This window comes from Glutamicibacter sp. BW77 (assembly GCF_002332285.1).
Lineage (GTDB): Bacteria > Actinomycetota > Actinomycetes > Actinomycetales > Micrococcaceae > Glutamicibacter > Glutamicibacter bergerei.
Genome location: NZ_NRGT01000047.1, coordinates 65,962 through 90,209 on the forward strand (window position 1 = coordinate 65,962; position 24,248 = coordinate 90,209).

Consider the following 24,248-nt stretch of genomic DNA (forward strand, 5'->3'; position numbering starts at 1 on the left):
TTGTTCCCTTGCAGGGCAAAGGTTAATGAATCTCTCTGGTCCTTGGTCGACCGGTTGGCAGATCTTTACTTTTCGCTGGCGACGGTGAAACGACGGTTCTCGTGAACCGGAGTTTCGATTTCGTCCACGATAGCGACCGCGAAGTCCTGGGTGGACACGAAGTCACCGGCAGGGGAGTTTGCGCCGAGGGTGTAGTTGCCGGTACGGGTGCCCGGGGCGATGACTGGGGCCGGCGCGGCCATGGTCCAGGTGATCCCGGAGACCGAGGTCAACATGTCATACACGGCGCCGCTGGTCAGCGCCTCAGCCTTGTATTCTTCGGGGAATCCCGGGGTGTCGTAGAGGCGGACTCCGTCCACTTCGGTCGCTCCTGCGCCGCCGACAACGATCAGACGTGCCGGGATGAGGGTTTCGGTGATTTCCTCGAAGGCGTCAATGTATTCCTGGTGGTCGCCGCCCGTGCGCGATGGAGGCACGGAGATGACAACAACGTCGTGGTTTTTACCCAGATCGCGGTAAGCCGCGGTATCGCTCAGCTGGGCGGTGGCCGAAGCAGTGCCTTCGATGCTCTTGCCGGTGCTGCTCACGGCGGTGACTTCGTGGCCACGGCTGAGCGCCTCGGCGGTGATCTGGCTGCCTACCATTCCGGTGGCTCCGTAAACTGCAATCTTCATGATGATCCTCTCGTAGCTGTATCGTTCACTTTGATAGTATCCTTTAGATACTGAGTACTTCAACGAAACTAGGTTACCTAATGGATAGTACGCCGACGTTTAATGTTCTCGTTCCTGACTGCCCCTCACGTGAAATTATGCAACGTTTGGGAGATAAATGGACCCCTTTGGTGATGCTTACCCTAGCTAGCGGACCACTTCGTTTCTCCGAGTTACGCCAGCACATCGGTTCGGTGACTCCCAAGGTACTCACTAGCACGCTGCGTACTTTGGAACGTGACGGTCTGGTAGATCGCCAGGTGACCGCTCAGGTGCCAATCCGGGTAGATTACGAACTGACAAATTTAGGCCTCAGCCTACTTGAACCCATGGACGCTATCCGGATCTGGTCCGAAAAACATGCCGCCAAGGTTATGGCCGCCAGGGAACTCTTTGACGAAAATTAAGATTATTTTCAGCTAGGAATTGCGCTCTGCGATAAGAGCCTTGAAGAGCGCCGGCTTCCCGCGAACAATGGGGCTAAGAGCTCGATTCGCTGCGGCGTGAAAGCCGCACTGTGGGAAGGACTATCCATGACCAAGCAAGCAGTATCCAACCGACCGGCTTTCCTTGATCAACTACCGGCACAGCTTTTTATTGCCGGGGCATGGCGCGAGGGGAACAGCGGCTCAACGCTGGTCACCCGTAATCCATTTGATGATTCCGTACTTGCTGAAATCCGCCAGGCCTCTACGGCAGACGTAGACGAAGCCTACGAAACGGCCCGCGCAGCCCAGCGCGAATGGGCGGCGCTGATTCCGGCAAAGCGGGCAGCCGTGCTCAACAAGGCCGCGGACTACCTGCAGGCAAACTACGACGACTTGGTCGCGCTGCTCGTGGCAGAGTCCGGTTCCTCGGTTCTCAAGGCCAACGTGGAAGTCTCCGGAACCATCGCAGCTACCCGCGAAGCAGCCACCTTCCCAACCCGCGTGCACGGCAAGATCTTGCCGTCAAACAGTGCGGGCAAGGAAAACCGGGTATACCGCGAACCTGTCGGGGTGGTCGGTGTGATCAGCCCGTGGAATTTCCCAATGTTGCTCTCCCAGCGTTCGGTGGCGCCAGCCTTAGCGCTTGGCAACGCGGTAGTGCTCAAACCGGCTAGTGATACCCCCTTGGTAGGCGCACTGGTTTTGGCTAAGGCCTTCGAAGCTGCTGGAATCCCGGGCGGTGTGTTCAGCGTGGTAATTGGTTCGGGCTCGGAAATTGGCGATCATTTTGTAGGACACCCGGTTCCATCCTTCATTTCCTTCACCGGATCCACCCCGGTGGGGCAAAATGTTGGAAAGCTAGCGGTCTCCGGTAAGCATATGAAACGCGTTGCACTGGAGTTGGGCGGCAATGCGCCGTTTGTGGTGCTCGCCGACGCAAATATGGAGCAGGCGGTCCGCGCAGCAGCCATGGGCAAGTTCCTGCACCAGGGCCAGATCTGCATGGCGATCAACCGGATTATCGTCGAAGCCCCGGTCTACGACCAGTTTGTGGAGCAGTTTGCGGCCCACGTAGCTACGATCAAGTACGGAGATGCGGCTAACCCGGAAAACATTGTGGGGCCCATCATCAATGATTCGCAGCTCGCCAGCGTGCAGGGAAAAATCGAGCAGGCGCGAAGTGAGGGCGCCCGTGAAGTTTTGGCCGGAGAAGTTGTCGGCCGGGTGATTCCTCCGCATGTTTTTGCGGATGTCACCAGCGAGATGGAGTTGTTCCGTGAAGAGATCTTCGGTCCCGTAGTGGGCATCGTTCGGGCGGACAGTGAAGAACATGCGCTGGAGCTGGCTAACGATACCGAGTTTGGATTATCCAGTGCGGTGTTCACGACCGACATTGAAAAGGGCGTGCGCTTTGCCCGCGGCATCAAGGCTGGAATGACCCATATCAATGACATCACCGTTAATGATGAACCGCATGTGATGTTCGGTGGCGAGAAGAACTCCGGACTAGGTCGCTTCAACGGGGAATGGGCTATCGAGGAGTTCACCACCGACCATTGGATTGGTGTGCAGAGCACCGATAAGCAGTACCCGTTCTAAAAATTCTCTAGAACAAGAATCCACGCCAATTGCCCCGGGGGACAAGTTCCTCCGGGGCAATTGACTGTGCCCTGAGGGGTGCGAACTGGCCGAGGATGAGCGTTTGGAACCCGCGGTGTTAAGCGAAGGATACGGTTGACTGGCTTCCGATCCTAGGCGTCCCTTAGGCATTCCCGACTTGGTCGTATGCTTGCCAGCGCAAGAAGATCATCTTGTTGCTGCGATGGTGAAATTGCTCGTAAATCACGCCGCAGAGCTGATCCCTTCGGGGACGCTGGGTACTCAATATCTGGATCCCCGAGCAATGGTCAACACCAAAGTCGTCCAGTTGCATCGTGGAGCTATCGAGGGATACCGCGCCTTGCACGGTTAGCTGGCGCGTTCTTTCTTTGAATCTGCTGCTGGTGGCATGCGCTGCGGACGGACTGTCCTAATAGGGGTTGCTGCGCTCATCGCTGCCGCCACCGTTCCTAGTGCGGCAAGATCTTCCAGAGTGGTTCGGGTCGGGCGCATGAGCCCCACCTCGCCACGCTCAAACTTGGTGAATAATTCTGCAGGCCTGATCCATTCCGAATTTGAGGCCTCGGTGGTCTGATGCCTCGGTTCCTGCCCGGGTTGAACATGAGCCACATAGAAAAATGTGTCAAAGCGCTTGGGATTATCCGGCGGAGTGATCCAGTTAGCCCACGGACGCAGCTGGCTCACGTCCAGCTGGGCACCGGTCTCCTCGAAAATTTCCCGTCGAGCCGCGGCCAATAGGGTTCCGGCATCAAGCACCGCTTGTTCCTCGCCCTGCTCCCAGAGCGAGGAATCTTTCCACAACTTTGCGTGCTCCACGGCCAGCGCATGCGGGATTGCTTCCGAGAGGGCCTCGGCCACGTCCTGAGCGTCAACGCGTCCGCCTGGATAAACAACCATTCCGGCGGCGAAGTCCATGGTGGAGACCCGGTGCTGAATAAAGACCTCCAGCCCCTGAACACCTTCGCGAATCATCAGGACGCTGGCGGCACGTCGCGGTATCACTGGCTGGTTTTTCGGTGCAGTTGAGCTGAGGTCCATGAATCCTAGTATGGCCGAGATGTTCCGAAGCAGGGAGCACTATGACGCTCAAGCGGAGCAGGGAGAATTTACTACTCAAACTGCACGACGTGTTTTGGTGAGACCAAGTTTCGTTGATCCTTAGCTGTCCTGCGGATTTAATGACAACACAATCGATGTAGTGTGGATCACAACGAGTGGTGGTCAGGAAGGGTTTGTCATGTTTGAGCTCAACGAGGAACAACGTGAGCTAGTTGAAGCGGTTCGAGATTTTGCCGCAGAAAAAATTGCCCCTCATGCTTTGGAGTGGGATGCGAAGGAACATTTTCCCGTTGATGTTTTGGCCGAGGCTGGCGAACTGGGCGTCGGTGGCATCTACGTCAGCGAAGAGTATGGCGGTTCCGGACTCACGCGTAGCGACGCTGTCCTGATTTTCGAAGAATTGTCCAAAGCCTGCCCTACTATCGCCGCCTATATTTCCATCCATAACATGGTGGTGTGGATGATCGATAGTTATGGAACCCATGAGCAACGTTCCACTTGGCTCCCGACGATGGCAGCCATGACGGATCTTGGGTCCTATTGCCTGACCGAACCAGGCGTTGGCTCCGATGCGGCGGCGCTAAGTACCAGTGCAGTTTTGGACGGAGAGGAATACGTCCTCAACGGTGCCAAGCAGTTCATTTCTGGGGCTGGTTCTTCGGCACTGTATCTAGTCATGGCACGCACCGCGAATACCGGTGCGAAGGGGATTAGCGCTTTCCTCGTTCCAGCCGATGCTCAAGGGCTTTCGTTCGGACCAAAGGAAAAGAAGATGGGCTGGAATGCCCAGCCCACCAGGCAGGTCTTCATGCAAGATGTGCGTATTCCTGCAAGCAACCTCTTGGGTAATGAGGGCCAGGGTTTCTCGATTGCAATGAGTGGCCTCAATGGCGGCCGGCTGAATATCGGTGCTTGCTCCATCGGCGGTGGGCAACTCGCTCTCGAAAAGTCGGTGGCATACCTCAAGGAACGCGAGGCCTTTGGTGGTCCGCTGACCAGACAAGAAGCTTTGGTGTTCAAGCTTGCCGACATGGATATGGAACTAGAAGCTGCGCGAAGCTTGTTGCGCAGGGCTGCTGCGGCGCTGGATGCGAAGGCCCCGGATGCCGTACGGCTTTGCGCCATGGCCAAGCGGGTGGCGACGGATGCTGGGTTTAACGCTGCAAATACCGCGATCCAGCTGCACGGTGGTTACGGGTATCTCAGCGAATACGGGTTGGAAAAAATTGTCCGGGATCTGCGAGTACACCAGATTCTGGAAGGTACCAACGAGATCATGCAGTTGATCGTGGGCCGCGGACTGATCGAGTCCTAAGCGCCGGCAAGCCTAGAGGCCTAGCCGTGTCAGGCACGCGGCAACGCGTGCCCGATCGCTATTGTCCAGACCTAAAATCGGGAGTGGAAGGCAAGAGCGCTGAGCTAGACCGAGCTGTTCTGCGATCGCTGCGACTACGCGCAGGCTTCCGCCGCACTTGGTGAATAGCTCCCATAGTGGGGCTAGTCGTGCCGATTCGGCCAAGGCTCGGTCATGGTCACCTGTTTGTGCCGCCCGGGTGATCCGCAGTGCCAGTTCGGGCAGGGTGCCGCCAATGACCGAGTACCAGGCATCGCAGCCTGCCGCTAAGCCTTGGGCGGCCGAAGCATCACCGGATACGCCGATGCTCACGTGCTCGGGGATGACTGCGCGAATTTTGGCTACGTGCTCCCGGGCTTCGGCCGCTACGGCTGGAACTCCTGGGATTTTGATTGAGGAAATACCGGGTAACTCGGTCAGACGCAGATAAAGGTCGAGGCTGAAAGTGAAATGCGTGGTGCCCGGATTGTCATAGACAATCACCGGCAGATCGGTGTGTTTGCTTAGCGTGCGAAATAGCTCGAAGACATCTGTCTCGGTCAGCGGCTGGTAGCTCATCGGCGCCAGTAGCAATCCTGCGGCTCCCGCGCGTTGTGCGGCTGTGGCATGGGCTAGAACCTGCGAGGTGCGCAGCGCACCAACTCCGATAAAGACCGGTGTGTCTCCGGCATTCTCAACTGCCAGGTGAGCAACCCGGGCACGTTCTTGCTCAGAGAGATAAGCGTAGGATCCGGTGGATCCAAGAGCGGTGATGGAATCTACTCCTGCGCGGTTCAGGCGTCCGATAAGTGCGGAGAATGCAATTTCATCCAGATGGTCATCGACCAGCGGGGTAAGTGGGAAAGCACTGAGACCGGTAAACATGATCGAGTCTTTCGCGGTTGCAGAGTCATTGGAGAATAGAACGCATTTCGAGCGCGCCAATTTGTACGTTAGCACGGTGGTCTACGGGAGCCAGCGAGGTGAGAAGAGTGGTTTACTTCGGGTCCAAAATTTCTGAATTTGGTGGCTTAAAGCAGCGGGCTTCGGTAAGGGAGGGGCCAAGGGCGCACGATGGCTTTGCAAAAACGCACGGTCTTTTGAGCATTTTGTGCGCAAAATCCATTGACTGGTTTGACTGGTCACCATAGCTTTGAGTTGTAACCTGAATCACCTTTCAGGTTTGGGGAATCACACTCCGCACAATTTCACTTCGGGACCTGTTCAAAGCACTGGACGCCCCGCGAGGAAAGGCTAGACACGTGAAGCGAAGCAGCAAGGTCGTAACGGCCCTGACACTCAGCGCCGGGTTGGCATTAACCGCCTGCGCACCCACCGCCGAAACCGGAACTGGCGCAGAAGGCGGCGACGCCGCAAAGACTGTCAACGTCGGCATTGTCTACTCGAAGACTGGCCCACTAGCCGCCTACGGGGACGCCTACTACGAGGGGCTGCAAGCCGGCCTGGACTACGCCACCGAAGGCACGAACAAGGTCGGCGACACCGAACTGAATATCACCTATCACGATGATGGCGGAGATCCGGACAAAGCAGTTACCGTCGCCAAGGAACTGATCGGCAAGGACTACAAGATCCTGGCGGGAACCGCCTCCTCGGGGATCGCGCTGAAGCTCGTGGAGCAGGCAGCACAGAACAAGGTTCTCTACATTTCCGGGCCCGCCGCTTCGGACGCCATCACCGGCGCGAACAAGTACACCTTCCGCTCCGGACGCCAATCCATGCAGGACGTGGCTACCGCAGGCACGTTCGTTGATGATCTGAAGGACAAAAAGGTCACCGTGTTCGCTCAGGACAACGCCTTCGGGCAGGGAAACTTGGCCGCAGTTGACGCGATCCTCGGTATGGAGGGTGCCAAGGCCAGTTCCATCCTCGTTCCCGGGGATGTCACCGAATTCACCCCATTCGCCCGCCAGCTGGTCGACGCCAAACCTGACTTGGTCTTCGCGGCCTGGGCTGGGGCAACCTCCGGATCCATGTGGCAGGCGCTGGATCAGCAAGGAGCCTTCGACGTTGCACCGATCGTCACCGGGCTCGGCGATGTAGCAACATACGGCGCCTTCGGCGACGCAGGAGAAAAGATCTCCTTCCTCAACCACTACTTCCCCGGGGCCGCCGGCACCGAGGTTGAAAAGGCCATGATCTCCTCCATCGAAGAGGCGGGCAAAGAAGTGGACCTGTTCTCCCCTGACGGATTTGTCGCCGGACAGATGATCGCCCAGGCAGTAGCCGAGGGCGGAGACCACGTCGAGAAGATGGTCACCTCGCTGGAAGGCTGGAGCTTCGAAGGACCTAAGGGAGAAACCACGGTACGTGCCTCGGACCATGCGCTGATCCAGAACATGTACCAGGTGTCCCTGTCCAAGGATGGCGAAAAGTGGATTCCGGAACTCGTGGAAACCGTGCCGGGCGAAGAAGTGGCACCTCCAGAGGTCGTCAACTAGGCCTCGCAGTCCACGCGTCAAAATCTCACAAAGGTAAACCCATGCAGAAGACAACACCAGCCCTGGAGCTTCAGGGCGTGGGACTGCAGATCGGTGGAGCTCGCATCCTAGAAGATGTCAGCTTCACCGTGCAGCCCGGCGAAATGATCGGTGTGATCGGACCCAACGGCGCCGGAAAAACGACCCTGTTCAACCTCATCTCCGGGGTGCTCAAGGCCACCAGCGGAACCATCACAATGTCCGGACGCACCATGGACAAGCTGCCGATTCATGCCCGAGCAGCCGCCGGGCTAGGGCGAACCTTCCAAACTTCTTCACTGTTCCCCGGGTTGGACGTCACCGAAAATATTCGGCTTGCCGCCCAATCCAAACTCGGACAATCACTGTCGCTGCTCAGCTTCCCGCGCCGCGGGGATGCGGCCGGAGCGATTGCCGAGGATTGTATTAAACAAGTTGGCTTAGAAGCCAAGTCACGTGCCCGAGCGGCAGATCTTTCCCATGGAGACAAGCGCAAGGTGGAGATCGCAATGCTGCTCGCGGCAGACCCGGCGGTGATCTTGCTCGATGAACCCATGGCCGGAGTCGGTTCCGGAGATGTCCTGGGACTGGAAGAAATCATTCGGCGGATGCACCGCGAATCGGGACGCACCTTGATGATGGTCGAACACCACATGGACGTGGTGCTCGGGCTGGCCGACCGGGTGGCGGTTATGCACAACGGCAGCCTGCTAGCCATCGATGAACCGGACGCAATTATTGCCAATGAAACGGTACAAAGCGCCTATCTCGGACAGGGAGCAGCTTAGATGAGCCAGGAAAGCATTGAACCTATCCTGCGAGTGCGCGGCCTGCATGCCGCCATCGAGGGGTCCCAAGTGGTGGACGGTGTCGACTTCGAGGTCCCGGCCACCGGAATTACCGCGCTGCTCGGCCGTAATGGTGTGGGCAAAACCAGTACCATCAAAGCCATTATTGGGCTGATTCAACGTACCGGCGGAACCATTGAGTTAGCCGGAGAACGCATAGACAAGGTTCCTACCCACAAGATCATTCAACGCGGTGTGGGCTATGTACCCGAAGACCGCGAGGTGTTCTCCGCGCTGAGCGTGGCCGAAAATCTGAAACTTGCCGAACGCGACGAACACCCCAACCGCCAGCTGGTCGAAGAACTCTTCCCCGACCTGGTCAAGCGCTCTAGCCAAGCGGCCGGTTCACTCTCGGGCGGGCAACAGCAGATGGTTTCGCTGGCTCGGGCGCTACTGAACGTCAACAAATTGCTGCTGGTGGATGAGCCAACCAAGGGGCTTGCACCAAAGATTGTGCAGGAGGTTGCCGAGGCACTGACGGTAGCGGCGCACAGTGTGCCGATTCTGCTGGTGGAACAAAACCTCTCGGTGGTTCGCCAGCTAGCGGCCGGCGCCATCATTTTATCCGGAGGCAAAGTGGTGCACCGCACCGATTCGGCCACCAATTTTCTTGATGACGAGGCGCTGACCCAACGGTTCTTGGGTGTGCAAAGCGAAGAAGCGTTGGAGCAAGCGGCCGAAACAACCAGCGGAGGGATTGTATGAGCACCCTGATACTTCTCCTGATTACCGGCGTCGGACTCGGCGCACTGTACTTCCTGGTGGCTTCCGGGCTGTCGCTGATTTACGGATTGATGGGTGTGCTGAACTTTGCCCACGGTGCGTTTCTGACCCTGGGGGCCTTCGTCTCCTGGGAGATGTCGCGGCGTATCGGCGAGGGAACCTGGCTGACATTTATCATCACGCTGGTTATCGGCGCCGCGGTTGGCGGAGTCTTTGCGGCCTTGACCGAATTTGCGCTCATTAGACCGCTGTACAACCGGCATATTGAACAGGTGCTGGTCACCGTCGGTTTGTCTCTGGCGGCAGTGGCAATCTTCGAAGGCGTCTGGGGGACCGACCCGCAGTACACCAAGGGACCGGAGTGGTTCACTCGGACCACCGACGTACTGGGCGCGCAGGTTCCCAATGACCGGTTTGTCACTATCATCGTCGCGGCGCTAGTGCTGCTGGGTGTGGTGTTGTTCTTGAAGAAGACCCGTTATGGAATGATCATCCGCGCCGGCGTGGAGAACCGATCAATGGTTACCGCGCTGGGCATCGATGTACGCAAAGCCTTCACCCTGGTTTTCACCATTGGCGGTGCCGCCGCCGGTATCGGTGGGGTGCTGGCCAGCCACTACTTCGGTTATGTATCCCCGGCCTTGGGCGGATCCTTGTTGATCTTCGCGTTTATCGTGACGGTGATTGGCGGACTCGGCTCACTGTCCGGGGCAGCCATAGCCTCCGTGGTGGTTGGAGTGCTGCAGCAGATCACAAACTTCTATTGGGGTGTGGGTGACTTCGTGGTAATCGTGTTGCTGGCGGTTGTCCTGTTGACCAAGCCCACCGGACTGATGGGGAAGACAGCATGAGCCCTGAACCTACGAATACCTTGCCTTCTGAAGAATCGACCGGCGAGCGCCGTGAACCAACAGCGGCTGTGGCCGTGGACAAAGTGGCCCGTCGGGTCCGTGTCCAGCCCTCGCACCGGGTGAAAACGCCCGGTGCCAGAGTCGGAGTCTGGGTGCTGGGCCTGCTGGCGTTGTTGCTCATGGCGGCGCTGCCGCTGTTGAACATTTCAATTCCAGGCGTCTTGCCTACCCCTACGTATCAGCCAGGGACGCTGCAGCTGTTGGCGATGTGCCTGCTGATGGCTGCCGCGGCGCTGAGCTATCACCTGCTGATCGGTGTGGCCGGACTGCTGTCCTTTGGACACGCACTGTACTTTGGTGCCGGCTCCTACGGACTGGCGATTATTCTCAACAATCTGGGTTTGCCGTTGCTGCCGGCCATGGGATTGACGTTGGTGGTGGCATTGGTGCTTTCCACCTTGACGGGGATGGTCGCGCTGCGCGTGACTGGCATTCCGTTTGCCATGGTGACCTTGGCTTTTGCCCAGGCCGGTAGCGTGCTGGTGCGGCGTAATCCCGGCGGTGCCACCGGCGGTGAAGAGGGAGTGAGTCCTGATACCGCGGGTATCCCGGATTTTTTGATTGGCGTGGCCAATACCCGGAACCTTTACTGGCTTTCGTTGCTGACCTTGCTGGTGGTGATCGTGGTGGTTACTTGGGTGCAGTCATCTCGTGCCGGGCATGTGGCCGCCGCGGTACGCGAGAACGAGTTGCGTGTGCGGGTGTTGGGATTGCAGCCATACTGGGCGAAGCTGCTGATCTTCGTGGTGGCCGGTGTGCTGGCGGCGGCGGTCGGCATGGTGTTTGTGCTGCTGCAGTCCGGAACGGTGCCCCGGCAGGTTTCTGCGGACTTCACCATCACCTTGCTGGTGATGGTGGTACTCGGCGGGGTCGGTTCGAAGTGGGGCGCGGTGATTGGCGGGGTGTTGTACACGCTGTTAGATCAGCGGTTGAGCGCTTTGGCGAACTCCAGCGCGGTGGAGTCGCTGCCGGCGTTCTTGCATGTGCCATTGTCCGAACCGCTATTTATTCTCGGAACCCTCTTTGTGCTGGTGGTGCTGTTCATGCCCGGTGGTTTGACCGGTGCGGTACGCCGGTTGCGTGAGCGTTTCACTTCCAATCCGGCAGCCAAGAAGAATTAAGGAACGGTCATGAGCAAGGATCAAGGCCTTCATACGTTGGGATGTTGGACTACCGATCGGTCGCTGAGCACCCCGGAACGTATTGCCATCGATGACCGAGGAGTGCGGACCACCTACCGGGAGCTTGAACGCCGGGCGATCGCCTTAGGTGCGAAGTTCATGGCCGCGGGTTTTGGCGTGGGGGATCGGATTGCCACACTCTCGGGGAACAGTGCCGACCACGTGGTGTTGTTTTTCGCCTGTGCCAAGGCCGGGCTGGTGCTGGTGCCGCTTTCCTGGCGGTTGACTTCCGTGGAGCTGCGGGAGCAATTGTCGATTGCCGACCCCTCGCTTTGGGTGGTGGAAGACGAGTTCCAGACGCTGGCCGAACAGAGCAACGCTCAGCTGATACAACCGGTCCCCGTGCTCACCATGGGGCCGGCGGGAGTAGAAGCGAGCGTCGAAGGTCCTGCGCGCGAACGCAATGAACTGCGCGGTTGCGCCCCTACCGATGATGATCCATTGCTGATGGTATTCACCTCGGGTTCCGAAGGCAAAGCCAAGGCCGTGGTGCTGACCCACGCAAATTGTTTCTGGAACAATTTGGCTCTCTCACGCACGGTGGACCTCACCAGTCAGGACACTATTCTGGCGGTGCTGCCGCAGTACCATCTGGGCGGCTGGAATATCCAGCCGTTGTTAGCCTGGTGGGTCGGTGCCACGGTAGTACTTGAACGGACCTTCGACGCCGGACGGGCACTGCAATTGCTGGCGGACCGCAAGGTCACCATGATGATGGGGGTGCCCGCACATTACCGAATGCTGGCCACCCATCCGGAGTTTGAATCGACGGATCTGACCGCGTTGCGACTGGCAGTAGCGGGCGGGGCGCCGATGCCGCCGAGCCTGCTGCGTTGCTGGCATGGGCGTGGTGTGGCTCTGGTCCAGGGCTATGGGCTGAGCGAAGCTGGACCGAATGTCCTGTGCCTAGCCAGCGAAGAGGCGATGAGCAAGATTGGTTTCGCCGGGCGGCCCTACCCGCACGTGAAAGTGAAACTTGTTGATGCGGTCACCGGCGAAGAAATCCACGGGGCCGGTGCTGGCGAACTGCTGGTGAGCGGTCCGAGCGTATCTCCGGGATATTTTCGTGACGCCGCCGCGAGCGCCCACGCTTTTGCTAACGGGTGGCTGCGCACCGGTGACCTGGTGCAACGTGATGACCAAGGGTATCTGAAGGTGATTGACCGGATTAAGGACCTGTACATTTCCGGTGGGGAAAATGTTTCGCCTACCGAGGTGGAACAGGTACTGCTGACTCATCCTGCGGTGGCCGAGGCTGCCGTCATCGGGGTTCTGGACGACAAATGGGGTGAGGTGGGGCAAGCCTGGGTGGTCCTGGCGGCACACACTCATGCCGATGCCACCGAGCTAGCGGCGCATTGCGCCAAACAGCTGGCCCGATACAAGATTCCGGCAACGTTCAAGTTCGCCTCGGCGTTGCCTCGGGTCGGAATTGAAAAGGTTTCGCGGCAGAAATTGCGTGATCTGGGACGGGCCGAACAACTTTTAATGCGGCAGGAGGATCAGCGATGAGTACGGTGACACCAAGGACCCAGCGGGGGACTCGTACCCGCAGCAAGATTCTGGCGGCGGCCGAGAAGGTGTTTGCCACCTTGGGCTATCACGACGCGTCGATTGTGAAGATCACCGAATGTGCCGGAGTCGGGTTGGGGACCTTCTACCTGTACTTTGCGGGTAAGCACGAGATCTTTGATGAGGTCGTCGAGGATCTGAACCGTCGGGTGCGCATGGCCATGGCTGAAGCCTCGGTGGCGGAAGAAAACAGGTTTGCCGCCGAGCGGGCGGGCTTCAAGGCCTTCTTCCACTTCACCGCACAGCATCCTGCGCTGTATCGGATCATCAAGCAGGCGGAGTTTGTCTCACCCGGAGCGTTGCGTAAGCACTACAGCAAAATCGTTGAGGGGTACATTCAAGGCCTCGAAGCGTCGCAACAGGCAGGGCAGATCCGGGCGATGAACCCGGAAGTAGCCGCCTGGGCCTTGATGGGTATCGGTGAATTGGTGGGTATGCGCTGGGTGTTATGGGAAGGAACCGAGGACTCTTCGGGGCACCGCCCCGAGATGCCCGAGGAAGTATTTGAAGAAATGATGAACTTTATTGATCGTGCGTTGGCGCCAACCGGCGCGCAACCAACCGTGGAAGGTTAAGCCCCATGACCGAAACTAAGACAACCTCAGCCCCAGCCGAAGCAACCCTGGCCGGACGCACCGCACTCATTACCGGCGGGGCGTCGGGTATCGGCTTGGCCTGCGCGAAGAAGCTGAGCGCGCAGGGGGCAACCGTCACGGTGGCAGATTTGAATGCTCAATTAGCTAACGAGGTGGCGCAAAGCCTTGGGGGCAAGGCGTGGGCCGTAGATCTGTCCGATACCAAGGCGTTGGAAGAACTGAGCCTGGATACCGACATTCTGATCAATAATGCCGGGGTGCAGCGGGTGGCCCCGATTCATGAGTTTGATCCCGAAGCATGGCGGCTCATTCACCGGCTGATGCTCGAATCCCCGTTTTTGCTGATCCGTGCGGTGCTACCGGGAATGTATCAGCGCGGGTATGGGCGCATCATCAACCTCTCCAGCGTCCATGGTCTGCGGGCCAGCCCCTTCAAAAGCGCGTATGTCTCGGCGAAGCACGGGTTGGAAGGATTATCCAAGGTCACCGCGCTGGAAGGTGCCGAGCACGGCGTGACCAGCAACTGCGTCAACCCCGGATATGTTCGCACCGCACTGGTGGAGAAGCAGATCGCGGATCAAGCCAAACTCCATGGCATTGCGCCGGCCGAAGTGGTGGAGAAGATCATGCTTACCGAGGCAGCGGTTAAACGCCTGGTGGAACCCGAGGAGGTTGCTTCCCTGGTGGCCTGGCTGGCGCAGGATGAGGCCGGCATGGTCACTGGCGCGTCCTACACCATGGACGGCGGGTGGAGTGCCCGATGACTGAAAACACCTACCGCACCGAGTGGGTGCCGGTCAACGGCGGCGACTTACAGGTTGGGCTGTGGGGTCCAACCGATCGGCAGGCTCCAACGGTACTACTGATTCATGGAGTCACCGCATCGCATAAAGCCTGGGGCATGGTCGCCCAAGCGCTGCCCGGGGTGCGCGTGATCGCCCCAGATCTGCGCGGCCGGGGCCGCAGCAACCAGCTGCCAGGACCTTACGGCATGCCGGTACACGCCGCGGATCTGGCCCGGGTTGCAGATCATTTCAGCGCCGGACCGATCCCGGTGATCGGGCACTCGATGGGTGCTTTCGTGTCCTTGGTCTTCGCAGACCTCTACCCGCATCTGGTCTCTTCGCTGCTGCTGGTGGACGGTGGCCTGCCATTGCAGGTTCCCGAAGGGCTGGATGACGAGCAGATCATCGATGCGGTCCTTGGTCCCGCGGCGCAGCGCTTGTCGATGACCTTCGAATCGGTGGCCGCGTACCAACAGTTCTGGAAACCGCACCCCGCCTTCGCCGACAACTGGAACGACGTGGTTGATGAGTACATCGAGTATGACCTGGACGGTGCCGCTCCGCAGCTGCGCCCGGCCACAAAATATCAGGCATTGGCCGAGGACACCGCGGAACTACACCGCGGAGCTTCACTGTTCCAGGCCTTGGAAGAACTTCGTCATCCGGTGACATTCCTGCGCTCGCCGAAGGGGCTGATGGGTGCCGAGCCGGGACTGTATACGGCAGAGTATGTGCAGTCGTGGGCGCAGAAGCTGCACGGACTGAAAACCGAAGAAGTGCCGAGGACCAATCATTACACGATCGTGATGGATGCTCCCGGATGCGATGTGGTCACCGGGCATATCCAAGGCATGCTCGGGCACCGCACCGACGCGTAGTAATCACGTACGTCCAGGCAGCACAATGCCCGGCATGATCACCATCTGAGGGTGGGTCTCATGCCGGGCATCAAGTTTTGCTGCTTTTACTTAGTCACCAATTCCGGGCTGCTGCCCAGCTGCGCGGTGGGTACCCGGTAGGTCTCGCGAGCGGTCAACGCGGAAATTGTTGCAATCAACGAAATTGCGGCAGTGAACAGGCTGATCTTGACCCAGCCTCCTGGTTCTAGACCGCCCATGGCGGCCACGATGGACGGAGCAAACCCAGCCATGAGGAATCCGAGTTGGGTGCCGATCGCCAGTCCCGAGAAGCGCACCTTGGAAGAGAACATCTCGGCGTAGAAGCTAGGCCAGACGGCATTGGCCGCTGCGTAAGCGCAGGAGAAGACCGCCACAGAAAGAGCGAACTGCAAGAGCGTATTGTCTGTTTCCATGCTGCGCAGGTAGAACGGCATAACGATTGCGGAAGAGATTGCTCCGTAGATGAAGACTGGCTTGCGGCCGATGGCATCTGCAAGTTTGCCGAACAAGGGTTGGGTAAACAAAGCGCCGATATTGCCTGCAACAACAAGCCATAGGGTGATCGAGGCGTCCATATTTCCGATGTTCTTGCCGTAAGAGATGGCAAGCGTTCCGTACACGGTGGACACGGCGGCAATAAATGCGCACAGCACCACACGCAAGACATCTTTCCAGTGGAACTTCAGCAGGACTGCCAGTGGCAGCTTAGCGATGTTATTGCTCTTTTTCGCTTCCTCGAACTCTGGGGTTTCATGCAGTGAACGGCGGATGAAGAAAGTCACCAGCACCACTACGGCAGAAAGCCAGAAGGGGATGCGCCAGCCGATACCGTATTTGATGTCATCGGGCAGTGCCATGACAGGGATGAAAATGAGTGCGGCGAGGATCTGGCCGCCCTGGGTTCCGGTCAGTGTCCACGAGGTGAAGAAGCTGCGGCGGTGATCAGGTGCGTGCTCCAGGGTCATTGAGGATGCGCCGGCCTGTTCGCCAGCTGCAGAGAGTCCCTGGCAAAGCCGAGCGAGCACCAGCAGGATCGGAGAGAGCCAGCCGACTTGTTCGAAGGTCGGCAAGCAACCGATAGCGAAGGTTGAGGCGCCCATGAGCACCAAGGTGAACATCAAAACTTTTTGACGTCCGATACGGTCACCAAAATGTCCTAAGACTACCGCGCCGATAGGTCGTGCGATGTAGGCAAAGCCGAAGGTTGCCAAGGACATGACCGAGGCGTTCGCGTCGGCGTCGGGGAAGAAAATATGCGGGAAGATCAGTGCTGCGGCGGAGCCGAAGATGAAGAAGTCGTAGTATTCGACGGCGCTTCCCATGAAGCTGGCGACTGCTGCCTTAACGGGGGTGCGTTTCCCGGTGCCGGGCACTTGAGAGGCCGACGGTTCGCGTGTGGAGGGCATCGGAAAACTCCTTTGTTTTGTTGCGGGCGAGCTGAAGAACAAAAATATGTGCGCTATACGTACACTTGTACGTAATGTGTACATTGATATAGAGTAGATGTAAATCACAGTCAGCGCAATATCTGCGTAAAGCATGACGGAAAGTTGGGTAACACGGTGAGTACTCTTACTCAGTCCTATCTGGTCGGACTCATTGGTGACGGGGTGCTGCCTTCGTTGACCCCACCCATGCACGAACGCGAAGCGGATGCGCAATCGCTGCGCTACCTCTACCGGCCCATTGACCTCACGGTCCTGCAACGCGGGGCACAAGACGTCGGGGAACTGCTCAAATCCGGTGCCGAACTGGGATTTAACGCCTTCAACATTACCCATCCGTGCAAGCAAGTGGTCATTGATTACCTCGATGAAGTCAGCGAGAACGCCACAGCCATCGGCGCGGTGAACACCGTCATCATCAAAGACGGAAAATTCTTTGGACATAACACCGACGCCTCGGGCTTCGGCTGGGCGCTGGCCGGCGGGCTGCCCGAAGCGAAGCTGGATAAGGTCCTGCAGCTAGGCGCTGGGGGAGCCGGGGCGGCGGTCGCTTTTGCCCTGCTCGATGCGGGAGTTAAGGAACTGTTCCTGTCAGACCCGGATACCGCGCGGGTAGCCGAACGTGCAGCCGAACTGAAAACTCATTTCCCACACGCCGCAATTGTGGCGATCCGCCCCGATGAGGCACCGGCGCGGCTTGCCGACGTGGACGGACTGCTCAACGCAAGCCCCATCGGCATGCATCACCACCCGGGACTGCCGCTGGACATTTCAAATCTCACGTCCCGGCACTGGGTGGCCGACTGCGTCTACCGGCCGGTGGACACCGCGCTGATTCTTGCCGCCCGCGATCTAGGATGCCAAGTGCTCGATGGCGGAAATATGGCGGTTGGACAGGCAGTTGATGCCTTTGGCATCATCACCGGGTTAACCCCGGACGCCGGCCGAATGCGCGCTCACCTGCTGGAAATGCTGGAGGCAGGACTCTAATGCGCACTTCGATAGCCACCGTCTGCCTCTCGGGCACGCTCGAAGAAAAAATGCTTGCCTGCGCCAAGGCAGGCTTTGACGGCATTGAAATCTTCGAACAAGATCTCACCGTCAGCCCGATGTCTCCCGAAGAAGTCAGGGCCTTCGCCGCACGGCTCGGGCTCAGCCTGGACCTCTTTCAGCCTTTCCGTGATTTTGAGGGAGTTGAAGAAGAGGTCCTGGTGGCGAACTTGCGCCGCGCCGAAGCGAAATTCCAGCTGATGCAGCGCCTTGGCATGGACCTGATCCTGCTGTGCTCCAACGTGGGCACCGCGACGATCAATGACGATCAGCTTTTCGCCGCGCAGATCCGCCGCCTTGCAGACCTCGCAGCGCAGTATGGCGTGCGCATCGCCTACGAGGCCCTGGCCTGGGGCAAGTACGTGGATACCTACCAGCATTCATGGGAGATCGTGAAGCTGGTTGACCGCGACAACGTAGGGCTGTGCATTGACAGCTTTCACATTCTTTCGCGCGGTGACGATCCGGCGCAGATCGCCCAGATCCCAGGGGAGAAGATCTTCTTTGTGCAGCTTGCCGACGCACCAGTGCTGTCCATGGACATCCTTTCCTGGTCGCGGCACTACCGCGTTTTTCCGGGTGAAGGCGGCTTTGAACTAGACGTATTCCTTGGCTACCTCGTACGTTCTGGATATTCCGGGATCGTCTCCCTGGAGATTTTTAACGACGTCTTCCGGCAGTCAAATGTTGAGCTCACCGCCATCGATGGGCTGCGTTCATTAATTTGGCTCCAGGCACGCACCGCAGCGCTACTGGGGACAGAAGAAGTCAGGGATAACCTCAATCTGGTTTCGCTGCCCGGCGTCCAGGAAGCCAGCGGTTTCGACTTCGCCGAAATCCGCACCGAAGACCCGGAACTGATTGCGCAAATGCTCGCCCAGCTAGGGTTCTCCTTCCTCGGCCAGCATCGGCGCAAACCCGTACAGCTCTGGTGCGCCGGAGATGCACGCATTATCGTCAATTCGCAACGCAGCCGCGCGGTCACCGCGAGCGTAAGCGGACTGAGTATTCAAGTCCCAGACCCGTCCGCCGGACGTGCCCGGGCCTCCGCGCTGTTGGCCAAGCCAGTGTCGCGCCACCACACCAAGGACGAGCAGGAAATTTCCGGGTTCAGCGCCCCGGACGCCACGGAGGTGTTCTTCGGCTCCGCCGCGCTGACCGCGGCGTGGGAGGCTGAATTCGGTGTGCTGCCGGGAACCGCGCAGCCCACCGAGAAGGGGAGCATTGAATCAATCGACCACATCAACCTTGCCCAGCCATGGCAGGCCTTTGATGAATCGGTCCTGTTTTACACCAGCGTGCTGAACCTGGAAGCAAGGCCCGGCACAGAGGTGCCAAGCCCTATGGGCCTCGTGCGCTCCCAGGTGCTGCGTACCGCCGATGGCGGGGTGCGGCTGGCGCTGAACATCGTGCCGCAGGGGTTGGAAGCAACCATTGACCGTCACCATGAATACCCGGAACATGTCGCATTGCGTACCGACGACGTGGTGGCGTTAGCGCGCCGCGCACAAGCGGCAGGAATGGAATTCTTGCAAGTTCCGGCGAACTACTATGAAGATCTTGTGGCTCGTTTTGACATCGATGAGAAGTCCTTGGCGACCCTGAAGGAATTAAACCTGCTCTACGACAGCGACGAGCATGGAGTGTTTCTGCACTTTTACACGGCTACCGTGGGCAATATGTTCTTTGAGGTGCTTGAACGCCGCGACGGCTACGATGGATACGGGGCACCCAACGCCCCGATTCGCCTTGCAGCGCAGTTTGAGCACAATCGTTTTAATCGCTCTTAACTGTGCCGAGGACCGAACATCTAGGTGAAAATGGGGACCCTTATCTTGGCAGAGCAGCCCGACTATTATGTGAAATCAGCGGAGAAGACCCTGGCGGTGCTGCTCGCGTTTAAGGGAGGAAATACGGCGCTGACCGTATCTCAGGTGGCGACCGCCACCGAACAGACTCGGGCGTCGGCCCGACGTTTTCTGCTGACCCTGGTGGATCTTGGCTATCTGGAAATTGAGGGAAATACCTACCGTCAGACCCCACGGGTGCTCGACGTGGGCGCTGCCTACCTCTCGGGTCTCACCCTGCCGCGGGCTGCTATTTCCCATCTGCAGCAACTGGCCCGGGAACTGGATGAAACCAGCTCGCTGTGTGTGCTCGAAGGCCAGGACATCCTGTATGTGGAACGAGTTTCCGCACCGCGCCTGCACCAGATGAATGTGTCAATTGGTAACCGCTTGCCGGCCTGGACGACCTCCATGGGACGTGTGCTCATTGCGAATTTGAGTGCCGGTGAACGCGCAGAATTTTTGAAAGGCATTGAACTGCGCCGATACACCGAGCATACGGTGGGTTCTCTGGCGGAGCTGAATGCGGAGCTGGACCGGGTGGCCGGCCAAGGATGGTCGCTGGTGAACCAAGAGCTCGATGAGGGCCTACGTGGATTGGCCGTGCCGGTTTACCGGGGCAATCAGCTGCTCGGTGCGCTCAACGTATCGGTTCAATCGGGCCGTGCCGACGATTTCTCGATTTCTCAGACCCTGCTCCCTGCCCTGCGCCGCGCAGCCAAGGAGATTGCCGCCGACTTCGGCGGCCGGGCCGACTAGTTCGGCCGGCTGCAATAACAAGGTTTATGCGGGCGCGAAAAGCAGGGTGCCGGCGGTGGCGACAACAACGATCACCAGCGTGCCGCATAGACCCAGCACCAGTGCCTTGCCTCCGGATTTCACGATGCTACGCAGGTGCACGCCCAAGCCGAGTGCAAACATTGCCGCCGCCAGCAAGAGCGTCTGCAGATTCTGTGTCACCGAAAGCATCGGCTCTGGCAGGAGATCTGCAGTACGCAGCAGCATTGCAGCGATGAATCCTAGGACGAACAATGGGATCAGCGGCGGATTTTTCCCACCTTCTATCGAGTGCTTGCGCCGCATGTAAAGGCCAAGACCAGCAATGATCGGTGCCAGCAGCACCACGCGCGCCAGTTTGACGGTCACCGCGACAGCCAAGGCTGCGGCACTGACCGATCCGCCCGCCGCCACCACCTGGGCGACCTCATGGGTCGAGGCGCCAATCAGCATCCCGATGCTGCGATCATCCATGCCCAACAGGGATCCTAACAACGGCATGGCTGGAATCATGAGCGTGCCGAAAAGCACGACCAGCCCGATAGCGGTGGCGACCTGATCTTGTTTTGCCCGGGTGACGTTTTCGGTTCCCGCCACCGCTGCTGCGCCGCAGATCGAAAATCCTGTGGCGATCAGCAGCCGCTGGGGTAATTCGATGCCCATCTTTGCTCCGATCCACAACGTGGCCGCAAAAGTCACCGAGACCGAAAGCAGGACCACCAGCAGCACCCCCGGGCCGAGCCCAACGATGGTCCCCAAAGATAGTTGCAGGCCGAGCAGCACAATGCCTAGGCGCAGTAACTTCTTGGAAGCTATGGCAACGCCGGAGTCCAGTATCTGGGGCACCGGGGCGATGTTGCGCCAGAGCGCACCGAGCAGGATCGCCATTAATAGGGCGCTGAATCCGTTGAGGAAACTGCTGGCAAAGATACACAGCAAACCGGTAGCTAGACAGACAACGAGCCCGGGAACCACGGATTTGAGGTTTGTGCGGGACACTGGTCGTCTCAACGACGCATCACGTAGTTTTGCGCCGGTGCCTGGGGACTGACCATTTTTCTGCATACATTCAATTTCTCATGCCGGTGCCAGTTCGGGTATTCCTCGATCTGCTATCACAGGCATATGATCATGATATGGATCGTCCTGCCAATGATTTGCAAGATATTGCCCAATGGATTCAGGTCTCGTCGCTGACGCTGCTAGTAGGAATCGCGGACCATGGGAGCCTGAGTGCAGGAGCGCGGGCTGTCGGCATCGCGCAGCCCAATGCTACCCGCGCCCTGAAGACTCTGGAAAGACGATTGGGCTACCCGCTGATCATCCGAAAAACCACCGGATCCACGCTGACCGCCGAAGGAATCCTCACCGTGCAATGGGCACGCGAAGTCCTTAGCTCCCTGGACAACTTGGCCGCTGGTGCACGCACCTTGGCAAGCGAAGGCGAAACGGAGTTGCTCTTCGCCGCCAGCATGACCGTGGCCGAATACCTTGCACCCTCATGGATCGGCACGCTGCACCGCAAGCTTCCACAGGTGAAACCGCGCATGCGCATCATGAATTCGCAGGACGTGATTGCCGCGGTGCAAAACGGCGAATTGGCGTTCGGATTTGTTGAGACCCCGCAGATCCCAGCAACGCTGCGATATCAAAAGGTCTGGGATGATGCGATGGCGGTAGTTGTTGATCCTTCGCATCCCTGGGCTCAGCGCGGCTCTCCGCTAAGCGTGCACGAGCTGCAGAGCACCGCACTGATTGAACGTGAGGACGGCTCCGGAACGCGGGCATTCTTAGATTACATTTCCCATGTCGAGCGGCCCGAACCGATTGCCGAATTTAACAGCAACTCGACCATCTGCCAGTGCGTCGCCGCGGGGATGGGGCCGGCGGTGCTTAGCCAGCTAGCGGTGGAAGGAGCGCTGTGGCAAGGCAGGCTTGTGGAGATTGAATTCGAAGGACCAAGCATGCTCCGCGAATTCCGTGCCATCTGGCCGCGGAACCATGCCTTGAGCACGACCGAGCAGACGATGCTCGACATCGCGTGCGGAATTGAAAGCCGGGACGACTAGCGACCCGGCCGCACTCCTAGTTCGCCAGCTTGGAAATCTCGGCTTCCAGCAGCGCAGACAGGCGGCGCACGCCTTCGGTGATAGTCGCTTCGTCCACGGCGCAGAAGGCTAAACGGAGTTTATGGTGCGCCGATTCCGAAGAGCTGAATGCAGCACCTGGAATGAAAATGACTCCGGCGTCCACGCCCTTTTGCAATAGCTCATAGGTATCTATTCCTGCTGGCAGGGTCAACCAGATGAAGAAGCCACCCTCTGGGTGCGTGTGGGTAATCCCCTCCGGCAAGTGCGTAGCCAGGGCTTGAAGCATCGCATCGCGCCGGGAACGGTAGAGGTCGTTGTAGGTCTTGATCTGCCCGCGCCAATCATGCTCGGTGAGGTAGGCGCTGATGATCATCTGGTTCAAAGTCGGTGGGCATAGTGCCACTGCCTCGCCAGCGAGGTAGAAGCGGCGGAACAAATGAGTTGGAACCGCAGCCCAACCAATGCGCAGCCCGGGGGAGAAAATCTTGGAGAAGGAGCCCATGTAGATGACGTTCTGCTCATCGAGGCTACGCAACGTTGGGGCGGCCTCGCCTTCGTAGCGCAGCATGCCGTAAGGGTTGTCCTCAAGAATCAGCACGCCTGCTTCGCGGCAGATCTCCACAATTTCCGGGCGGCGTTCGGCGGCCAAGGTAATGCCCGACGGGTTGTTGAAGTTTGGAATGGTGTACAGGAACTTGATTCTCTCGCCAGCGGCTCGCAACTCGTCAATTTTTGTGCGCAGTGCCTCGGGAACCAGTCCATGCTCGTCGGTGAGCACCGGCGCGGCCTTCACCTGGTAGGCCTCAAAAGTGTTCAGTGCACCTACGTAGGTAGGGTCTTCGCAGAGCACGGTGTCACCCGGGTTGCAGAAAACCTTGCACGCCATGTCCTGAGCTGACTGGGAGCCGTTGGTAACGACCACGTCGTCTACCGAGACGTTGGTGATGCCTTCCGCGGCCATGACCTCAAGGATCTGCTCGCGCAGTTCGGGGGTACCCAGGCCGGAACCGTATTGCAATGCTATAGGGCCTTGCTCGGTGATGATTCGCCGAGCAATGTCGCCAATTTTTTCCAGGGGAAGTACCTGAAGGTAAGGATTTCCGCCGGCTAAGGAGACAAGGGACGGATCCAAGGACAATTCGAAGACATCGCGGACCGCGGACTGCTTGATCCCGGCTGCGCGTTCGGAGAACAGTGCTTCGTGGGTCGTCAGCAACGTGTCGACTGGCTGGTTCGTTGACATGGTCCTCCTCGACCGGCAGCTCCCCACTAGTTGCGGGAAGTAGGGCATCGCCTCTGGGGGTACCCGAGCGAAGTTTTCTATTAGGACACTTTAGTAGACCATTAGTAAATTTACCAGATGATAAAAAGCCCTGATTATCCCGTGGGCAGGTCTTTGGTTTCTGCCTCAGGCGCCGGGCGCTGATCAAGCCAAGCCTGAATGGCACTGGGGCGTATGCGCCGATGCGTTCCACGATATTCCACGGGAATAATGCCTGCATCGGCCAGCTTGCGCAGATATGAATTCGAGATCCCCGCCATCTGCGCCGCCTGCGAGGTGTTCAGCAGTAGCTCGGTGGTGCCGATACTGACCGACTCGCCAGCCGCAAACCGGTTCAACACCTCAAGCAGTGCGTCATGCGCGTCCTTTGGCAATTGCAATGCGGTGCCGTTGACAAAAACCGTCGTGTCCTCCGACTCGCTCAATGCGCGTTGCAATCGCGTAGTAGTTTTCTCGTCCAGTGCTTCGAAGGTGCGGACCCGACCAAGGGCCGAAGTAGGTGATGCCATATGTTCATCTTGCCTGAGGAAAGAGGAGAATGCATTGATTTTGGACCGGAGTCAACGCGTGGGATTTTTTGTCGATTATGACCCGAATGCGACGAGCGGG

At 58.7% G+C, this 24,248-nt stretch carries 24 protein-coding genes; 17 read left to right on the top strand and 7 right to left on the bottom strand.

The window, feature by feature from the left end:
- Positions 1 to 65: 65 nt before the first annotated feature.
- The gene (locus tag CIK74_RS05750; RefSeq protein WP_096254821.1) at positions 66 to 674 is read right to left on the bottom strand and encodes an NAD(P)H-binding protein; all 609 of its coding nucleotides are present in this window, start codon (positions 672 to 674) and stop codon (positions 66 to 68) included.
- Between the two features lie 80 nt (positions 675 to 754).
- Between CIK74_RS05750 and CIK74_RS05755 the strand changes: the two genes are divergently transcribed.
- The 3 genes from CIK74_RS05755 (at position 755) to CIK74_RS18490 (ending at position 3,113) form a co-directional block, all read left to right on the top strand.
- Positions 755 to 1,120, top strand: coding sequence for a helix-turn-helix domain-containing protein (locus tag CIK74_RS05755; protein WP_096254822.1), 366 nt, complete (start codon positions 755 to 757; stop codon positions 1,118 to 1,120).
- A gap of 126 nt (positions 1,121 to 1,246) precedes the next feature.
- Positions 1,247 to 2,740, top strand: coding sequence for an aldehyde dehydrogenase family protein (locus CIK74_RS05760; RefSeq protein ID WP_096254823.1), 1,494 nt, complete (start codon positions 1,247 to 1,249; stop codon positions 2,738 to 2,740).
- A gap of 190 nt (positions 2,741 to 2,930) precedes the next feature.
- Positions 2,931 to 3,113: a hypothetical protein gene (locus CIK74_RS18490; RefSeq protein ID WP_141392885.1), complete on the top strand. Its 183-nt coding sequence runs from the start codon at positions 2,931 to 2,933 to the stop codon at positions 3,111 to 3,113.
- On the opposite strand, the gene CIK74_RS05770 is transcribed toward CIK74_RS18490, so the two are convergent.
- Positions 3,110 to 3,799, bottom strand: coding sequence for an NUDIX hydrolase (locus CIK74_RS05770; RefSeq protein WP_096254825.1), 690 nt, complete (start codon positions 3,797 to 3,799; stop codon positions 3,110 to 3,112). The two genes, CIK74_RS18490 and CIK74_RS05770, sit on opposite strands and share 4 nt — an antisense overlap.
- A gap of 199 nt (positions 3,800 to 3,998) precedes the next feature.
- On the opposite strand from CIK74_RS05770, the gene CIK74_RS05775 reads away from it, so the two are divergent.
- Positions 3,999 to 5,135 (top strand): acyl-CoA dehydrogenase family protein, encoded by a 1,137-nt coding sequence (locus CIK74_RS05775; protein WP_096254826.1) that lies wholly within the window; start codon positions 3,999 to 4,001, stop codon positions 5,133 to 5,135.
- A 12-nt stretch (positions 5,136 to 5,147) separates the two neighbouring features.
- Here CIK74_RS05775 and CIK74_RS05780 read toward each other — a convergent pair whose 3' ends face one another.
- Positions 5,148 to 6,038: a dihydrodipicolinate synthase family protein gene (locus CIK74_RS05780; RefSeq protein WP_170947757.1), complete on the bottom strand. Its 891-nt coding sequence runs from the start codon at positions 6,036 to 6,038 to the stop codon at positions 5,148 to 5,150.
- A gap of 377 nt (positions 6,039 to 6,415) precedes the next feature.
- Between CIK74_RS05780 and CIK74_RS05785 the strand changes: the two genes are divergently transcribed.
- The 9 genes from CIK74_RS05785 to CIK74_RS05825 all read left to right on the top strand — a co-directional run bounded on the left by CIK74_RS05785 (position 6,416) and on the right by CIK74_RS05825 (position 15,127).
- Entirely contained in the window at positions 6,416 to 7,615 is a 1,200-nt protein-coding gene (locus CIK74_RS05785) for a substrate-binding domain-containing protein (RefSeq protein ID WP_096254827.1), read from the top strand.
- Between the two features lie 41 nt (positions 7,616 to 7,656).
- The gene (locus tag CIK74_RS05790) at positions 7,657 to 8,421 is read left to right on the top strand and encodes an ABC transporter ATP-binding protein (protein WP_096254828.1); all 765 of its coding nucleotides are present in this window, start codon (positions 7,657 to 7,659) and stop codon (positions 8,419 to 8,421) included.
- The gene (locus tag CIK74_RS05795; protein ID WP_096254829.1) at positions 8,422 to 9,186 is read left to right on the top strand and encodes an ATP-binding cassette domain-containing protein; all 765 of its coding nucleotides are present in this window, start codon (positions 8,422 to 8,424) and stop codon (positions 9,184 to 9,186) included.
- Positions 9,183 to 10,055 carry a branched-chain amino acid ABC transporter permease gene (locus CIK74_RS05800; protein ID WP_096254830.1) on the top strand — a complete coding sequence of 291 codons (873 nt, stop codon included), beginning with the start codon at positions 9,183 to 9,185 and terminating at the stop codon, positions 10,053 to 10,055. Before CIK74_RS05795 ends, CIK74_RS05800 begins: the two co-directional genes overlap by 4 nt.
- Before the next feature lie 179 nt (positions 10,056 to 10,234).
- Positions 10,235 to 11,236, top strand: a complete 1,002-nt coding sequence (locus CIK74_RS05805; RefSeq protein WP_240520472.1) for a branched-chain amino acid ABC transporter permease — start codon at positions 10,235 to 10,237, stop codon at positions 11,234 to 11,236.
- A gap of 9 nt (positions 11,237 to 11,245) precedes the next feature.
- Positions 11,246 to 12,808 carry an AMP-binding protein gene (locus tag CIK74_RS05810; RefSeq protein ID WP_096254832.1) on the top strand — a complete coding sequence of 521 codons (1,563 nt, stop codon included), beginning with the start codon at positions 11,246 to 11,248 and terminating at the stop codon, positions 12,806 to 12,808.
- Positions 12,805 to 13,443: a TetR/AcrR family transcriptional regulator gene (locus CIK74_RS05815; protein ID WP_096254833.1), complete on the top strand. Its 639-nt coding sequence runs from the start codon at positions 12,805 to 12,807 to the stop codon at positions 13,441 to 13,443. The genes CIK74_RS05810 and CIK74_RS05815 overlap by 4 nt, the downstream gene beginning before the upstream one ends.
- 5 nt (positions 13,444 to 13,448) lie before the next feature.
- A complete protein-coding gene (locus tag CIK74_RS05820; protein WP_096254834.1) occupies positions 13,449 to 14,228 on the top strand; it encodes a 3-hydroxybutyrate dehydrogenase in 780 nt (259 codons plus the stop codon).
- Positions 14,225 to 15,127 (top strand): alpha/beta hydrolase, encoded by a 903-nt coding sequence (locus CIK74_RS05825; protein WP_096254835.1) that lies wholly within the window; start codon positions 14,225 to 14,227, stop codon positions 15,125 to 15,127. The genes CIK74_RS05820 and CIK74_RS05825 overlap by 4 nt, the downstream gene beginning before the upstream one ends.
- Positions 15,128 to 15,213: 86 nt before the next feature.
- Here the strand turns inward: CIK74_RS05825 and CIK74_RS05830 are convergent, their stop codons facing one another.
- A complete protein-coding gene (locus CIK74_RS05830) occupies positions 15,214 to 16,554 on the bottom strand; it encodes an MFS transporter (RefSeq protein ID WP_096254836.1) in 1,341 nt (446 codons plus the stop codon).
- A 156-nt stretch (positions 16,555 to 16,710) separates the two neighbouring features.
- Between CIK74_RS05830 and CIK74_RS05835 the strand changes: the two genes are divergently transcribed.
- From CIK74_RS05835 to CIK74_RS05845, 3 genes are read left to right on the top strand one after another with little or no spacing between them, the layout of a single operon-like run.
- Positions 16,711 to 17,583 carry a shikimate dehydrogenase gene (locus CIK74_RS05835; RefSeq protein ID WP_096254837.1) on the top strand — a complete coding sequence of 291 codons (873 nt, stop codon included), beginning with the start codon at positions 16,711 to 16,713 and terminating at the stop codon, positions 17,581 to 17,583.
- The gene (locus CIK74_RS05840; protein ID WP_096254838.1) at positions 17,583 to 19,433 is read left to right on the top strand and encodes a sugar phosphate isomerase/epimerase and 4-hydroxyphenylpyruvate domain-containing protein; all 1,851 of its coding nucleotides are present in this window, start codon (positions 17,583 to 17,585) and stop codon (positions 19,431 to 19,433) included. Before CIK74_RS05835 ends, CIK74_RS05840 begins: the two co-directional genes overlap by 1 nt.
- A 30-nt stretch (positions 19,434 to 19,463) precedes the next feature.
- Positions 19,464 to 20,249 (top strand): IclR family transcriptional regulator C-terminal domain-containing protein, encoded by a 786-nt coding sequence (locus tag CIK74_RS05845; protein ID WP_240520468.1) that lies wholly within the window; start codon positions 19,464 to 19,466, stop codon positions 20,247 to 20,249.
- Positions 20,250 to 20,273: 24 nt separating this feature from the next.
- Here CIK74_RS05845 and CIK74_RS05850 read toward each other — a convergent pair whose 3' ends face one another.
- Positions 20,274 to 21,332 carry a putative sulfate exporter family transporter gene (locus CIK74_RS05850; protein ID WP_096254839.1) on the bottom strand — a complete coding sequence of 353 codons (1,059 nt, stop codon included), beginning with the start codon at positions 21,330 to 21,332 and terminating at the stop codon, positions 20,274 to 20,276.
- Between the two features lie 71 nt (positions 21,333 to 21,403).
- Between CIK74_RS05850 and CIK74_RS05855 the strand changes: the two genes are divergently transcribed.
- Positions 21,404 to 22,336 carry a LysR substrate-binding domain-containing protein gene (locus CIK74_RS05855; RefSeq protein ID WP_096254840.1) on the top strand — a complete coding sequence of 311 codons (933 nt, stop codon included), beginning with the start codon at positions 21,404 to 21,406 and terminating at the stop codon, positions 22,334 to 22,336.
- A gap of 16 nt (positions 22,337 to 22,352) precedes the next feature.
- On the opposite strand, the gene CIK74_RS05860 is transcribed toward CIK74_RS05855, so the two are convergent.
- Together CIK74_RS05860 and CIK74_RS05865 are read right to left on the bottom strand one after the other, a co-directional pair.
- On the bottom strand, positions 22,353 to 23,600 hold the full coding sequence (locus tag CIK74_RS05860) for a PLP-dependent aminotransferase family protein (RefSeq protein ID WP_096254841.1): 1,248 nt from the start codon (positions 23,598 to 23,600) through the stop codon (positions 22,353 to 22,355).
- Positions 23,601 to 23,734: 134 nt separating this feature from the next.
- Positions 23,735 to 24,148 (bottom strand): helix-turn-helix domain-containing protein, encoded by a 414-nt coding sequence (locus CIK74_RS05865; protein ID WP_096254842.1) that lies wholly within the window; start codon positions 24,146 to 24,148, stop codon positions 23,735 to 23,737.
- Positions 24,149 to 24,248 lie beyond the last annotated feature (100 nt).